This is a genomic window from Pseudomonas bananamidigenes (assembly GCF_001679645.1).
Classification (GTDB): Bacteria; Pseudomonadota; Gammaproteobacteria; order Pseudomonadales; family Pseudomonadaceae; genus Aquipseudomonas; species Aquipseudomonas bananamidigenes.
In genome coordinates this window covers 1-13,791 of the sequence record NZ_LRUN01000039.1, presented here as the reverse complement: position 1 = coordinate 13,791, position 13,791 = coordinate 1, and the positions used below count along the sequence as shown (strand labels likewise).

At 62.3% G+C, this 13,791-nt stretch carries 13 protein-coding genes; 8 read left to right on the top strand and 5 right to left on the bottom strand.

Annotation, left to right across the window (positions count from 1 at the left end; translation table 11 throughout):
- Positions 1-86: 86 nt before the first annotated feature.
- A complete protein-coding gene (locus BBF94_RS14290) occupies positions 87-1,403 on the top strand; it encodes an MFS transporter (protein ID WP_065259641.1) in 1,317 nt (438 codons plus the stop codon).
- Positions 1,404-1,449: 46 nt separating this feature from the next.
- Here BBF94_RS14290 and purT read toward each other — a convergent pair whose 3' ends face one another.
- The 5 genes from purT to BBF94_RS14270 form a co-directional block, all read right to left on the bottom strand.
- Positions 1,450-2,631, bottom strand: a complete 1,182-nt coding sequence (gene purT / locus BBF94_RS14285) for a formate-dependent phosphoribosylglycinamide formyltransferase (RefSeq protein WP_065259640.1) — start codon at positions 2,629-2,631, stop codon at positions 1,450-1,452.
- Positions 2,632-2,731: 100 nt separating this feature from the next.
- Positions 2,732-3,199: a preQ0 transporter gene (locus BBF94_RS14280; protein ID WP_007954619.1), complete on the bottom strand. Its 468-nt coding sequence runs from the start codon at positions 3,197-3,199 to the stop codon at positions 2,732-2,734.
- A gap of 64 nt (positions 3,200-3,263) precedes the next feature.
- Positions 3,264-3,479: a DUF1289 domain-containing protein gene (locus BBF94_RS27170; RefSeq protein ID WP_082302406.1), complete on the bottom strand. Its 216-nt coding sequence runs from the start codon at positions 3,477-3,479 to the stop codon at positions 3,264-3,266.
- The gene (locus BBF94_RS14275; RefSeq protein WP_007954617.1) at positions 3,476-4,000 is read right to left on the bottom strand and encodes a gamma carbonic anhydrase family protein; all 525 of its coding nucleotides are present in this window, start codon (positions 3,998-4,000) and stop codon (positions 3,476-3,478) included. Before BBF94_RS14275 ends, BBF94_RS27170 begins: the two co-directional genes overlap by 4 nt.
- Before the next feature lie 28 nt (positions 4,001-4,028).
- Positions 4,029-4,628 (bottom strand): CoA pyrophosphatase, encoded by a 600-nt coding sequence (locus tag BBF94_RS14270; RefSeq protein ID WP_065259639.1) that lies wholly within the window; start codon positions 4,626-4,628, stop codon positions 4,029-4,031.
- Between the two features lie 147 nt (positions 4,629-4,775).
- Here BBF94_RS14270 and BBF94_RS14265 point away from each other — a divergent pair, with 147 nt between their 5' ends.
- The 7 genes from BBF94_RS14265 to nagE all read left to right on the top strand — a co-directional run bounded on the left by BBF94_RS14265 (position 4,776) and on the right by nagE (position 13,334).
- Positions 4,776-5,327 (top strand): NUDIX hydrolase, encoded by a 552-nt coding sequence (locus BBF94_RS14265; RefSeq protein ID WP_065259638.1) that lies wholly within the window; start codon positions 4,776-4,778, stop codon positions 5,325-5,327.
- Positions 5,328-5,376: 49 nt separating this feature from the next.
- Entirely contained in the window at positions 5,377-5,892 is a 516-nt protein-coding gene (locus tag BBF94_RS14260; protein ID WP_065259637.1) for a L,D-transpeptidase family protein, read from the top strand.
- A 282-nt stretch (positions 5,893-6,174) separates the two neighbouring features.
- Positions 6,175-6,906: a GntR family transcriptional regulator gene (locus BBF94_RS14255; RefSeq protein WP_065259636.1), complete on the top strand. Its 732-nt coding sequence runs from the start codon at positions 6,175-6,177 to the stop codon at positions 6,904-6,906.
- A gap of 30 nt (positions 6,907-6,936) precedes the next feature.
- Complete coding sequence (gene nagA / locus BBF94_RS14250) at positions 6,937-8,043, top strand: N-acetylglucosamine-6-phosphate deacetylase (RefSeq protein ID WP_065259635.1); 1,107 nt, start codon at positions 6,937-6,939, stop codon at positions 8,041-8,043.
- Positions 8,036-9,046: an SIS domain-containing protein gene (locus tag BBF94_RS14245; RefSeq protein WP_065259634.1), complete on the top strand. Its 1,011-nt coding sequence runs from the start codon at positions 8,036-8,038 to the stop codon at positions 9,044-9,046. Before nagA ends, BBF94_RS14245 begins: the two co-directional genes overlap by 8 nt.
- A gap of 35 nt (positions 9,047-9,081) precedes the next feature.
- Complete coding sequence (gene ptsP, locus BBF94_RS14240) at positions 9,082-11,595, top strand: phosphoenolpyruvate--protein phosphotransferase (RefSeq protein WP_065259633.1); 2,514 nt, start codon at positions 9,082-9,084, stop codon at positions 11,593-11,595.
- A gap of 23 nt (positions 11,596-11,618) precedes the next feature.
- Entirely contained in the window at positions 11,619-13,334 is a 1,716-nt protein-coding gene (gene nagE, locus BBF94_RS14235; protein ID WP_065259632.1) for an N-acetylglucosamine-specific PTS transporter subunit IIBC, read from the top strand.
- Positions 13,335-13,791: the final 457 nt, after the last annotated feature.

The window sequence follows — 13,791 nt, the reverse complement described above, 5'->3', positions numbered from 1 at the left end:
CAGCGCTCGCGCCCTATCCCACATCCCCGGGTAGTCGACCATAATAATTCGCTCCAATGGAGCTCATGACTGTCAGGGATCACCGCATGACGACCAGTACCGCTTACAGCGACACCGCGCCGACCCAACCGGCCAACTCCGCCACTCGGGTGGCCACCGCGAGCTTCATCGGCACCGCCATCGAGTTTTATGACTTCTACGTCTATGCCACCGCCGCTGCGCTGGTGATCGGGCCGGTGTTCTTTCCGCAGACGTCCGGCACGGCTCAGATGCTCTCGGCGTTCCTCACCTTCGGCATCGCCTTCCTCGCCCGCCCGTTGGGTTCGGCATTGTTCGGCCATTTCGGCGATCGCATCGGGCGCAAATCGACGCTCGTGGCGTCACTGCTGCTGATGGGTGTCTGCACCACGTTGATCGGCGTGCTGCCGGGTTACGACAGTATCGGGGCCTGGGCGCCGATCCTTCTGTGCGTGCTGCGCTTCGGCCAGGGCCTGGGATTGGGTGGCGAATGGGGCGGTGCGGCGCTGCTGGCCACCGAAAACGCCCCGAAAGGCAAGCGGGCGTGGTTCGGCATGTTCCCGCAGCTTGGCCCTTCGATCGGTTTTCTGGCGGCCAACGGCCTGTTCCTGACCCTGGCCATGACCCTCAGCGACGAACAGTTCCGCAGCTGGGGCTGGCGGATTCCGTTCCTGCTCAGCGCCGTGCTGGTGATGGTCGGGCTGTACGTGCGTCTCAAGCTGCATGAAACCCCGGTATTCGCCAACGCCATCGCCCGTCAGGAGCGGGTAAAAGTGCCGCTGGTCGAGCTGTTCAGCCAGTACTGGGCTCCGACACTGCTGGGCGCGGCCGCGATGGTGGTCTGCTACGCGCTGTTCTACATTTCGACCGTGTTTTCCCTGAGCCATGGCGTATCAACGCTCGGCTACAGTCGCGAGACATTCCTCGGTCTGCTCTGTTTCGCGGTGCTGTTCATGGCAGCCGCCACGCCGTTATCGGCCTGGGCGAGTGACCGTTACGGGCGCAAACCCGTGCTGATCGTCGGTGGTGTGCTGGCGATTCTTTCCGGCTTTCTGATGGAGCCATTGCTGACTCAGGGTTCGACCTGGGGCGTGGCGCTGTTCCTGTGCATCGAGCTGTTCCTGATGGGCGTGACCTTCGCCCCGATGGGTGCGCTGCTGCCGGAGCTGTTTCCGACACACGTGCGCTATACCGGCGCCTCGGCGGCCTACAACCTCGGCGGGATTGTCGGGGCCTCGGCGGCACCGTTCTTTGCGCAGAAACTGGTGGCGATGGGTGGTTTGAGTTACGTCGGAGGGTATGTATCGGGGGCGGCGGTGCTCAGCCTGATCGCTGTGCTGTGCCTGAAGGAAACGCGCCACAGCGACCTGAATCAGGTGCCATAAGCGCATTGATTGCTCCCGCATGGGCGGGAGCAATCGAACCGCGAGATTACAGTTCTACAACGACCGCCTGGGAAGCACGGGTCGCCTTGGCGCGAGCCGCTTCGATCGACTCGTCACGCGCCAGGGCTACGCCCATGCGACGCTGACCATTGACTTCAGGCTTGCCGAACAGACGCAGCGCGGTATCCGGTTCGCCAAGAGCGGCGCCGAGATTGGCGAATGCGGTCTGGGTCGACTGACCTTCCACCAGAATCACCGCCGAAGCCGATGGGCCGAACTGACGGATCAGCGGCACCGGCAGGCCGAGGATTGCACGGGCGTGCAGGGCGAACTGCGAGAGGTCCTGGGAAATCAGGGTCACCAGACCGGTGTCGTGCGGACGCGGCGATACTTCGCTGAACCACACCTGATCCCCCTTGATGAACAGCTCGACGCCGAACAGGCCACGGCCACCCAGCGCTTCGGTCACGGCTTTGGCAACACGCTCGGACTCTGCCAGCGCAATCGGGCTCATGGCCTGCGGCTGCCAGGACTCCTGATAATCGCCCTTCTCCTGACGGTGACCAACAGGTGCACAGAAGGTCGTGCCACCGACGTGACGAACGGTCAGCAGGGTGATCTCGTAGTCGAAATCGATGAAGCCTTCGATGATTACGCGACCTTTGCCGGCACGGCCGCCTTCTTGCGCGTAGTCCCAGGCTTTCTGCACGTCATCGGCGCTGCGCAGCAGGCTCTGGCCCTTGCCCGACGAACTCATCACCGGTTTGACGACGCACGGGAAACCCAGGTCCTGAACGGCTTTGCTGTAGTCCTCGAAGGTGTCGGCGAAGTGGTACGGCGAAGTTGGCAGATCCAGCTCTTCGGCGGCCAGACGACGAATGCCTTCGCGGTTCATGGTCAGTTGAGCGGCGCGGGCGGTCGGGATCACGGTGAAGCCTTCGGCTTCCAGTTCGACCAAGGTGGCGGTGGCAATGGCTTCGATTTCCGGCACGATGAAGTGCGGTTTCTCGGCTTCGATCACCGCACGCAGCGCAGCGCCGTCGAGCATGTTGATCACATGACTGCGATGGGCGACCTGCATGGCCGGCGCATTGGCGTAACGGTCAACGGCGATCACTTCAACGCCCAGGCGTTGCAGCTCGATCACCACTTCCTTGCCCAACTCACCACAGCCACACAGCAATACGCGGGTCGCGGTCGGCGACAATGGAGTTCCGATACGGGTCATCTCAGGTCCTCAAAGAAGCGGATCATCGAGGGACGCGGCCAAAGGCGCACTTCCCATGGGGAGAAAGCGCGGCATTTTACATGAACCTGAGGGTTTGGCTTCAGCCGGCGACAGCCTGTTTGCGTTCGCGCCAGGCCATGATCAGCCAGACCGCGGTGACACCGGCAAACTTCGAGGCCAGCGCGGTGATAAGCACCGGCGGCGTGAGCAGATCGATCATGCCGAAGAAGATGAACGTATCGAGGGGAATGCTCAGCGCCGAACTTATCCACAAGCGGTCACGCAACGGCCGTTTGGTAATGGTGAACACCAGCCAGTCGATGCACTCGGAGACCGCGAAAGCCGTAGCGCTGGCCAGCGCGATCGAGGGATCGGAAGTGACGTACGACAGCACGAGCGCCGCCAGCATCGCCACAATCGCGCCATGCCCGAAGCGGATCTGCACCATGTCGCGCAGCACGAACACAAGCCCGCCCCACGCCGACCAGATGATGTCCAGGTGCGGCGCGGTGGAGAAGGCGAAGTTGATCAGCACGACACTGCTGATATAAGCGATGAGGAAAATCATGGACGTGACCTGTCAATTTGGCGCACAGGTTACTTCAGCCCTTCGGTGACGCCAATCGAATCGGCTATTGCCCTGGCGTTTTGCCGACCATCCAGACCAGGCCACTGGCCTTCGCCCGCTCATGACACAACCCGAGTACCACCCGTCTCTCGTCATTGGTCATACGGCTCCAACGGGTGATCTCCTCGACGGTGCGCTGGCAGCCGGTACAAATGTCGTCCTCGTCCAGTGCGCAAATACTGACGCAAGGCGAGGCGACAGGTCTTTCGGACGTTGTCATTCTTCTTGCTCGACCAGATCCCGCGCATAGCGCTGCGAGTTATGTACATAGTGCGCGGCACTGGCTTCGAGCATCTTCTTTTGTGGCTCGGTGAGTTCGCGCACCACTTTGCCCGGCGAGCCCATCACCAGCGAACCATCGGGAATTTCCTTGCCTTCACCGATCAGCGAATTGGCGCCGATGATGCAGTTCTTGCCGATCTTCGCGCCGTTGAGGATGACGGCGTTGATGCCGATCAGGCTGTAATCGCCCACCGTGCAGCCGTGGAGCATGGCGTTGTGGCCGATGGTCACGCCGGTGCCGATGGTCAGTGGATAGCCCATGTCGGTGTGCATCACGGTGCCATCCTGCACATTGCTGTTCTTGCCTATCAGGATCAGCTCGTTGTCGCCCCGCAGGACGGCGTTGAACCAGACGTTGGCGCCCTCTTCCAGTTTGACCTTGCCCACCAGCACGGCATTGGGGGCCACCCAGCTCTGCGGATGGGTCTCGACTCGGGCGTCGCCCAGGCGGTATTTCATCGTGTGGTCCTCGGAGCTCGCGATGGCTTCAGGTGTTGATAAAGCTTTTCGGTGGCTGGTGCAGGCTGATTCTGGCGTCATAGAGAAGGTTGATCAACTCGACGATCATGATCGCCGTCAGCCCCCAGATCTTGTATTCGCCGTAACGATAGCTCGGCACGTACCAGCTGCGACCCTGATAATCGATGCGGTGGGTGTGTTCGCGGGGATCCTTGCGGAAAAACTCCAGCGGCACGCTGAATACCGCAGCGATCTCGGCATCATTGGCCCGGTATTCGACGAAATCCGGAATCACTCCGACATAAGGTGTGACCTTGATGCCGTGCAGGGAGATCAGCGGGCTGAGCGGCCCGATCACTTCGACCAGACCGGGCGGCAGACCGATTTCCTCTTCAGCCTCTCGCAGCGCGGTGAAGGTCAGGTCGGGATCTTCCGGATCACGCCGGCCACCGGGAAAGGCGACCTCGCCACCGTGGGTCGAGAGCCCGCTGGCGCGCAAGGTCAGGACAAGCTCCGGTTCGTCACTGCGAGTAATCGGCACCAGAACGGCGGCCTCGGGAAAACGCGTGTCGGTCTCCAGCGTGCGCGGCGTGTGATTGCTTACCCGGTGCAGTAGCTCGTCCAGCATAAGTGTTCTCGATCTGTGCCTTGCCCTGCATCATGCACCAATCATGGCGACCGCCCAAGCCCCGGACAGGCGTCATGTCGCGAAACGACAACTTGCCGACAGCCACCTCTGCGCGCCAAGATAGGCGCAGCATTCAGGAACCCCAGCATGAAATTTTGCAGCCAGTGCGGCAACCCGGTGACCCAGCGCATTCCCGATGGCGATTCGCGGCTGCGATTTGTCTGCGACAGCTGTCAGACCATTCACTATCAGAACCCCAACATTGTGGCCGGGTGTGTGGCGACCTGGGGTAGCAAGGTTCTGCTCTGCCGCCGCGCCATCGAACCGCGCCTCGGTTACTGGACACTGCCCGCCGGCTTCATGGAGAACGGTGAAACCATCGAACAGGCCGCGATCCGCGAAACCGCCGAGGAAGCCTGCGCCCGGGTACGCAACCTGAGCATCTACACCCTGATCGACGTGCCACACATCAGTCAGGTGCATGTATTCTTCCGCGCCGAGCTTGCAGATCTGGACTTTGCCGCCGGCCCCGAGAGCATCGAGGTGCAGCTGTTCGACGAAGCCGACATTCCGTGGGACGAGCTGGCTTTCCGCACCGTGGGACGTACCTTAGAATGCTTCTTCGCTGACCGCCGTGCCGAGCTCTACCCGGTTCGCTCCGAGTCGATTCCACCTCTGGCCCAGCCTGCCATCACCTGAAAACACCTATAAATAAAGTATCTGCGTCACTTCCTGGGGAATTGTTTCAATGCGCTGGTTGCTTGCCCTGTTCTGTCTGTCGTTCGTCACTGTTTCCCAAGCGTCATTCGTGACCACCGTGACGCCTTCGAACACCCCGATGATCGAAAAAATCCTGGTGCTCAAATCCGCTCATCAACTGCAATTGATCGCCAACGGCAAGCCCATCAAGACCTATCGCATTTCTCTGGGCAAAGGCGCGAAGAAGGGCCCCAAGCTGATCGAAGGCGACAAACGCACACCTGAAGGGCTCTATTGGATCGACTGGCGCAAGGTCAGCGAAAAATTCAATCTGGCCATGCACATCTCCTACCCGAACATCAGCGATTCGGCGCGCGCCCGGCGTGAAGGCGTCGAGCCTGGCGGGATGATCATGATTCACGGCACGCCGGACACGGAAGAAACCCCAGAAGACCTGTTCCATACCCTGGACTGGACCGACGGCTGCATTGCCATGCGCAACATGGACATGCGCGAAGTCTGGGGCCTGGTGCCGGACGGTACGATGATCGAGATCCGCCCGTAACGCCCGACCACTGGTCGCCCTCAAAAAATAATTCAAGAGATCGCCGTTTTCGGCAGCACCGGCAGGAGTGATACCACTCTGATTTGCCGGTACTGGCGCAGACCGCGATCTTTTGCTTTTTACAGCCCACCACTAATACCACTTGAAAATACCCTGCCCTGAACCCTCGATTTCATGGGGCTTACGGCCAATCCACTGCGTTGACATGGTATTGAAGTGGTATTAATTTCCGCCCGAGAAGCGAGCCACAACAATCCTATACTCTCGCCGGAAATCGCCTACATGAACGACCTCCATTCCCTACGCCCGGACGACTCTCAGCCTACGCCGCTGTACCTGCAACTGGCACGTAATCTGGAATCGGCGATCCATGCAGGGCAGTGGAAAGCCGAGCAGGCGATGCCGTCCGAACGCCACCTCAGCGAGCAATTGGGCATTTCCCGCGTCACCGCCCGCAAAGCGCTGGAAGTCCTCCTCGACCAGGGTCTGATTCGCCGCCTGCAAGGCTCCGGCACGTTCATCACCCCACGCCTTGAACAACCGCTGTCACGCCTGTCGGGATTCAGTGAAATGCTGCGTCTCAAGGGCTTCGTACCCGGCTCGCAATGGCTCGAGCGGGAAATCACCCTGCCGACCCACGAAGAACTGATCCGCCTGGGCCTGTCGCCGAACGACAAGGTGGCGCGCATGAAACGCCTGCGCAAGGCCGACGACACCGTGATGGCCATCGAAATGAGCACCCTGCCCGCCTCGATCATGCCCAGGCCCCAAGTGGTGGGCGACTCGCTCTACGAACACCTCGACAGCATCGGCAAACCGGTCGTCCGCGCCCTGCAGCACATTCAGGCCATCAATGCGTCGGACGAATTCGCTGCCCTGGTCGGCATCGCTCCCGGCACCGCGATGCTGCTGATGACCCGGGTCGGCTATCTGGAAGACAACACGCCGATCGAAGTCACCGACACCTATTGCCGCAACGACTATTACGACTTTGTTGCAGAGCTGCGCCGCTGACCGGCAGCCAGGCCAAACGAGAGAAGCGAAATGTCCGAAGACAACATCCTCACCGCTGACGGCTGGATTCGCGGCCGGCTGATCCACGAACACGGCAGAGTCGTGTCCATCGAAGGCGTGCCCTGTGATCCGGCGGACAACGACCTGCCTTATCTGCTGCCGGGGTTTATCGACCTGCACGTCCATGGCGGTGGCGGCAAAGACATCATGGAAGGTGCCGGCGCTTTCGAAACCATCACCCGAACCCATGTGCGTTTTGGCACCACCTCGCTGCTGGCCACCACCATGACCGCGCCGAGTGCCGAGATCGCCAGCGTGCTCAAGGATGTCGGCGAATTCTGCGAACAGCGCCCGAAGGGCTGCGCCCGGGTTCTCGGCGTTCACCTCGAAGGCCCGTACATCAATCCCGGAAAACTTGGCGCACAGCCGAATTTCGCCCACACCGCGTTGATGGCTGAAGTCGAAGCGTATCTGGCGCTGGCGCCGATCCGGGTAATCACCATCGCCCCGGAAATCTCCGGCCATGACGACTTGATTCGTGAACTGAGCCGTCGTGGCATTCGCATGCAGATCGGTCACACCCTCGGCAGTTACGAGGAAGGTGTCGCCGCCCTCGAGGCCGGCGCCACCAGTTTCACCCATTTGTACAACGCCATGAGCCCGCTGCATCACCGCGAACCGGGCATCGTCGGCGCGGCGCTGGCCCACGCCAGATTCGCCGAGCTGATTCCGGACTTGCTGCACGTGCATCCCGGCGCGATCCGCGTCGCCCTGCGTTCGATCCCGTGCCTGTACTGCGTCACCGATTCGACCGCCGCTGCCGGCATGCCCGACGGTGAGTACAAGCTTGGCAGCCACACGGTCACCAAATGCCTGGGCGGCGTGCGCCTGCCGGACGGCACGCTGGCCGGCAGCACCCTGACCATGGATCAGGCCCTGCGCAATCTGGTGAAGATCGGTCTGCCGCTCGCCGAGGCCTCGCAACGTCTTTCGCAATTCCCCGCCGACTACCTCGGCATCACCGAACGCGGGCGCCTGCAACCCGGCGCCCGGGCCGACTGCGTGCGGCTGGATCGCTCACTCACACTGACCGCCGTCATGGTCGAAGGAGAAGACATTGACTTCAAAAATGCTTGAGGAGGCGCTGTCCTCGTCCGAGGCCGTGCAAGCCCAACTGCAACAGCTCGATGCTTCGATGATCGAGATCGCCGGTCGCCTGCGCCGCCAGCCGCCACAAGTGGCGATGACCGTCGCCCGTGGCAGTTCCGACCATGCAGCGAGCTACTTCGCCTACCTGACCATGCAGCAACTGGGCATCCCGGTGGCCTCGCTGCCGATGTCGGTGGTGACCATGCAGCAAGCGCCGTTGAAGGTCAGCGGTCAGGTCGCGTTCGCGTTTTCCCAGTCGGGCCAGAGCCCGGATCTGGTCAACAGCCTGCGTCTGCTGCGCAAACGTGGTGCCCTGAGCGTGTCGATGGTCAACGCCTCTGATTCGCCGCTGGAGGCCGCGTGCGAATTCAGCCTGCCGCTGCTGGCCGGCACCGAAAGCAGTGTCGCCGCGACCAAAAGCTTCATCGCCACCCTCAGCGCCAGCGCCCGCCTGATCGCGCACTGGAAGGAAGACAGCGAACTGCTCGAGGCACATGACGCTCTCCCGGAAGGCTTGCGCGAAGCAGCGCAACAGGACTGGAACGCGGCCATCGACGCCCTGCGCGGTTGCGAACGCTTGATGGTGATCGGCCGTGGCGCCGGTTTCGCCATCGCTCAGGAAGCCGCGCTGAAATTCAAGGAAACCTCGGCGATCCAGGCCGAAGCCTTCAGCAGTGCCGAAGTGCGTCACGGCCCGATGGCGCTGATCGACGAAAACTACCCTTTGCTGGTCTTCGCCCCGCGCGGCGCCGAGCAGGCCGGCCTGCTGAGCCTGGCGGCGGAAATGCGCCAGCGCGGTGCCCGCGTGCTGCTGGCCGCACCGGATGACGTGCTCGAACGCGACCTGACCCTGAGCCGTGCCGAACACCCGGCGCTCGATCCGATCCTGGCGATCCAGAGTTTCTACGTGATGGCCGCCCACCTGGCCGTGGCCCGCGGCATGGACCCGGATCAGCCGCGCCACCTGAGCAAAGTCACTCGTACGCACTGAGTCCGAACCGAACGTTTTCCTGATGAGACCGAGCCATGCACAACAACAATAAAGAGCTGACTTTAAGCGCCCCGCTCAGCGGCCCGGTGCTCACGCTCGCCAAAGTTCCGGATGCCGTGTTCGCCAGTGGCGCAATGGGCGACGGCATTGCCATCGATCCGTTGAACGACACCTTGTATTCACCTTGCGCCGGCGTGGTGATTCACGTCGCCCGCACCGGTCACGCGCTGACCGTGCGTGCCGACAACGGCGCGGAAATCCTCCTGCATCTGGGGCTCGACACCGTCGAGTTGCAGGGCGAAGGCTTCTCGATGCTGGTCAAGGAAGGCACGCGGGTCAGCAGTGGCCAGCCGCTGGTGCGCTATGACCTGGACAAGGTCGGTCGCCGATGCAAAAGTCTGATCAGTCTGCTGATCCTGACCAACAGCCAGGATTTCCAGGCGCGGCCCATCACCCTGAAAACGGTAAAAACCGGTGAGCCGCTGCTGCACATCGTCGCCCGTCACAGCACCGCGGCGAATGCGGAAGAATCCGGCGGCCCGGAAGTTCACGGTCACGTGCGGGTCGCCCACCGTGGCGGTCTGCATGCGCGTCCGGCGGCGTTGATTCGCCAGACGGCGCAAGGTTTCAAGAGTCAGTCGCAGCTGCATTTCGCCGGCAAATCGGCGCCGTGCAACAGCCTCATCGGTTTGATGGGCCTGGCGATTGGCGAACAGGACGAAGTGCAAGTCAGTTGCCAGGGTTCCGACGCGCAAGCGGCGTTGCAAGCCTTGCTCACTGCACTGGCCACAGCCCTGCCGGAGGATCATCACGCCGCTGCACCGGTTGCTGCCGCGCCGTGCAATCGCCCGGCCGAGGCCGGCGTGTTGCATGGTGTTTGCGCCGCACCGGGTCTGGTGGGCGGGCCGCTGTTTCGCTTGAATGCCATCAGCCTGCCGGCGGACTCCGGCAATCATCAGCCCGAGCAACAATTGCAGATTCTCGACAGGGCGCTGAATCACGTTCGCAGTGAAATCGACGGCACCCTCGCCCAGGCGAAAAAGCAGCGTAACGCTGACGAGGAAGCGATCTTTGCCGCGCATCTGGCATTGCTGGAAGACCCGGCCCTGCTCGACGCCGCGCAACAATCGATTGCCACCGGCACCGCGGCGACCCACGCCTGGAGCCTGTCCATCGATACGCAATGCGAAGTGCTGCAAAGCACTGGCAGCCCGCTGCTGGCCGAACGTGCCAATGACCTGCGCGACTTGAAACAACGAGTGCTGCGCGCGCTGCTCGGCGAAGCCTGGCATTACGAAGTGCCGCCCGGTGCCATCGTCGCCGCCCACGAACTGACGCCTTCGGACCTGCTGCAACTGAGTGCGCAAGGTGTCGCCGGCTTGTGCATGGCCGAAGGGGGCGCGACGTCCCACGTGGCGATCCTGGCCCGGGGCAAAGGCCTGCCGTGCCTGGTCGCCCTGGGCTCGGCGTTGCTCGATCAGGCCCAAGGCCAGTCCGTGGTTCTCGATGCTGACGGCGGTCACCTCGAACTGACACCGAACGCCGAGCGTCTGGCCGACGTCCGACAAGCGCAACTGGACCGTCAGCAACGACGTGAAGCCCAGCAACTCCAGGCCCATCTCCCGGCCGAAACCCGCAACGGCGTGGCCGTCGAAGTGGTTGCCAATGTGGCGTCCAGCCATGAAGCGACGGATGCGTTCGCCAACGGCGCCGATGGCGTTGGCCTGTTGCGTACCGAGTTTCTGTTCGTCGATCGCCACACCGCGCCGGACGTCGAAGAGCAACGCAGCGCTTACCAGGCCGTGATCGATGCCATGGGCGACAAATCGGTGATCATCCGCACCATCGACGTCGGCGGCGACAAACAACTCGATTACCTGCCACTGCCGGTGGAAGCCAACCCGGTGCTGGGTCTGCGCGGTATCCGCCTGGCCCAGGCCCGCCCGGAAATCCTCGATCAGCAACTGCGCGCCCTGCTGCACGTCAGCCCGCTGCAGCGTTGCCGGATCCTGCTGCCGATGGTCACCGAAGTCGACGAACTGTTGCACATCCGCCAGCGGGTCGATGCGCTGTGCCTGGAACTGGGTGTCAGCCAGCGTCCGGAAATCGGTGTGATGATCGAAGTCCCGGCCGCCGCGCTTCAGGCCGAACAACTGGCCGAACACGCCGACTTCCTGTCCATCGGCACCAATGACCTGTCGCAATACACCCTGGCCATGGACCGCGACCATGCCGGCCTTGCCGCTCGGGTCGATGCCTTGCACCCGGCGCTGCTGCGCCTGATCGCCATGACCTGCGAAGGTGCGGCGGTGCATAAACGCTGGGTCGGCGTATGCGGCGCCCTCGCCTCTGATCCGCTGGCAACGCCGGTGTTGATCGGCCTGGGCGTGACCGAACTGTCGGTGAGCCCGGTACAAATTGGTGAAATCAAGGATCGCGTGCGCCAGTTGCACGAAGCCGAATGCCAACGCCTCGCCCGTGACCTGCTCAAGCTGAGCAGCGCCGCCGCGGTGCGCCACGCCTGTCATCAACATTGGCCTCTGCGCTGACAAAAACAACAAGGACAATCGCCATGTACCAACTCTTCATCGAAGGTCTGCAACGTCTTGGCCGGGCGCTGATGCTGCCCATCGCGATCCTGCCGATTGCCGGTCTGCTGCTGCGTCTGGGTGACACCGACCTCTTGAACATCGCGATCATCCACGATGCCGGCCAGGTGATCTTCGCCAACCTGGCGATGATCTTCGCCATCGGCATTGCGGTGGGGTTCGCCAGGGACAACAACGGCACCGCAGGCCTGGCCGGGGTGATCGGTTACCTGGTGATGATCTCCACGCTCAAGGTGCTCGACGCCAGCATCAACATGGGCATGCTCGCCGGGATCGTCAGCGGCCTGATGGCCGGCGCGCTGTACAACCGCTTCAAGGACATCAAGCTGCCGGAATACCTCGCCTTCTTCGGCGGACGACGCTTCGTGCCGATCGTCACCGGTTTTGCGGCGGTGGGCCTGGGCGTACTGTTCGGTTATATCTGGCCGCCGATCCAGCACGGCATCAACATCTTCGGCAGCCTGATGATGGAAAGCGGCAGCTTCGGCGCCTTCGTCTTCGGCGTGTTCAACCGCCTGCTGATCGTCACCGGCCTGCACCATATCCTCAACAACATGGCGTGGTTCGTGTTCGGCAACTTCACCGACCCGACCACCGGCGCGCTGGTCACCGGCGACCTGTCGCGGTACTTCGCCGGTGACCCGAAGGGCGGCCAGTTCATGACCGGCATGTTCCCGATGATGATCTTCGGCCTGCCCGCCGCGTGCCTGGCAATGTACCGCAACGCCCTGCCGGAACGGCGCAAGGTGATGGGCGGGATCTTCCTGTCGATGGCCCTGACTTCATTCCTGACCGGCGTTACCGAACCCATCGAATTCGCCTTCATGTTCCTGGCTCCGCTGCTGTATCTGGTGCATGCGCTGCTGACGGGCCTGTCGATGGCGATCACCAACGCGCTGAACATTCATCTGGGCTTCACGTTCTCCGGCGGCTTCATCGACATGGTGCTCGGCTGGGGCAGGTCCACCAATGGCTGGCTGGTGATTCCGGTGGGCCTGGCCTATGCGGTCATCTATTACGCGGTGTTCGACTTCTGTATCCGTCGCTTCAACCTGAAGACACCGGGGCGCGAGGACGTCGCCACCGCCGACAAAGCGGTGCTGACCGAAAACGAACGCGCCGGCGCGTACATCAAGGCCCTCGGTGGTGCAGAGAATCTGGTGACGGTTGGCGCGTGTACCACGCGGCTGCGACTGGAAATGGTGGATCGCAACAAAGCGTCGGATGCCGATCTGAAAGCACTGGGTGCCATGGCCGTTGTGCGTCCGGGCAAGGGCGGCAGTCTGCAAGTGGTCGTCGGGCCGATGGCCGACAGCATTGCCGATGAGATTCGACTGGCGATGCCCGCATTGGGCCGAGCTGCAGCGACTGCTCCTGTCGCCGTCATCGAAACCAGCGAACCGGTTGCAGTCGCTGCGCCGCTTGCTCAGCAATGGCTGACCGCTTTGGGTGGCAGCGACAATGTGCTGCAACTGGACTGCATCGCCATGAGCCGGATTCGCCTGCAACTGGCCGATGGCAAGGCACTCTCGGAAAGCCGATTGAAAGAGCTTGGATGTTTGGGCGTGAGCGCGCTGGAGGGTGGCGTGTGGCACTTGCTGGTGGGTGAGCGGGCGCAGAGTTTGAGTGCGGCGCTGGAGGGGTTGGTCAATCGGAGTGAGGTGAGTGCGAAGGTTTAGGGCTACCACTCAATCGATGGGTGAGAGGTGATTTGACGCGTCTTTGTACGGACTCAGCCCCCCCCTCACCCTAACCCTCTCCCAAAGGGAGAGGGGACTGACCGAGTTGTTTTGGGGAGGTACGCCGACGTGAAATACCGAGGTGAACTCGGGTTTTAAAACGTATGCAACTCCTCTCCGGCTTTGATCTTTTAGCTTTGGCTTTGGCTTTGGCTTCCACCACTCAACACGATGAGCGTTAGCTCGAGTACCGCTTTTGACTTGCCGGCCCCATCGGAAGGCTGAGTGGAGGGATTTATCCGGGGGTGGGAGCGCAGCGACCGTGCGGCGCAGCCGCATGCATCGAGAGGAGGTGCAGCGAAGCAAACCGTAGGCGATGCCCCCGGATGAATCCCGGAACGAAGGAACACCGAGCCAAAGCGAGGTGCCGAACGCAGGGGCCCAGCGTTTTTGGTTA

What these genes read in the sequence shown, in the direction of transcription:
- BBF94_RS14290 (WP_065259641.1), top strand. Translation starts at nt 87, where the DNA reads ATGACGACCAGTACCGCTTACAGCGACACCGCGCCGACCCAACCGGCC.
- purT (WP_065259640.1), bottom strand. Translation starts at nt 2,631, where the DNA reads ATGACCCGTATCGGAACTCCATTGTCGCCGACCGCGACCCGCGTATTG.
- BBF94_RS14280 (WP_007954619.1), bottom strand. Translation starts at nt 3,199, where the DNA reads ATGATTTTCCTCATCGCTTATATCAGCAGTGTCGTGCTGATCAACTTC.
- BBF94_RS27170 (WP_082302406.1), bottom strand. Translation starts at nt 3,479, where the DNA reads ATGACAACGTCCGAAAGACCTGTCGCCTCGCCTTGCGTCAGTATTTGC.
- BBF94_RS14275 (WP_007954617.1), bottom strand. Translation starts at nt 4,000, where the DNA reads ATGAAATACCGCCTGGGCGACGCCCGAGTCGAGACCCATCCGCAGAGC.
- BBF94_RS14270 (WP_065259639.1), bottom strand. Translation starts at nt 4,628, where the DNA reads ATGCTGGACGAGCTACTGCACCGGGTAAGCAATCACACGCCGCGCACG.
- BBF94_RS14265 (WP_065259638.1), top strand. Translation starts at nt 4,776, where the DNA reads ATGAAATTTTGCAGCCAGTGCGGCAACCCGGTGACCCAGCGCATTCCC.
- BBF94_RS14260 (WP_065259637.1), top strand. Translation starts at nt 5,377, where the DNA reads ATGCGCTGGTTGCTTGCCCTGTTCTGTCTGTCGTTCGTCACTGTTTCC.
- BBF94_RS14255 (WP_065259636.1), top strand. Translation starts at nt 6,175, where the DNA reads ATGAACGACCTCCATTCCCTACGCCCGGACGACTCTCAGCCTACGCCG.
- nagA (WP_065259635.1), top strand. Translation starts at nt 6,937, where the DNA reads ATGTCCGAAGACAACATCCTCACCGCTGACGGCTGGATTCGCGGCCGG.
- BBF94_RS14245 (WP_065259634.1), top strand. Translation starts at nt 8,036, where the DNA reads ATGCTTGAGGAGGCGCTGTCCTCGTCCGAGGCCGTGCAAGCCCAACTG.
- ptsP (WP_065259633.1), top strand. Translation starts at nt 9,082, where the DNA reads ATGCACAACAACAATAAAGAGCTGACTTTAAGCGCCCCGCTCAGCGGC.
- nagE (WP_065259632.1), top strand. Translation starts at nt 11,619, where the DNA reads ATGTACCAACTCTTCATCGAAGGTCTGCAACGTCTTGGCCGGGCGCTG.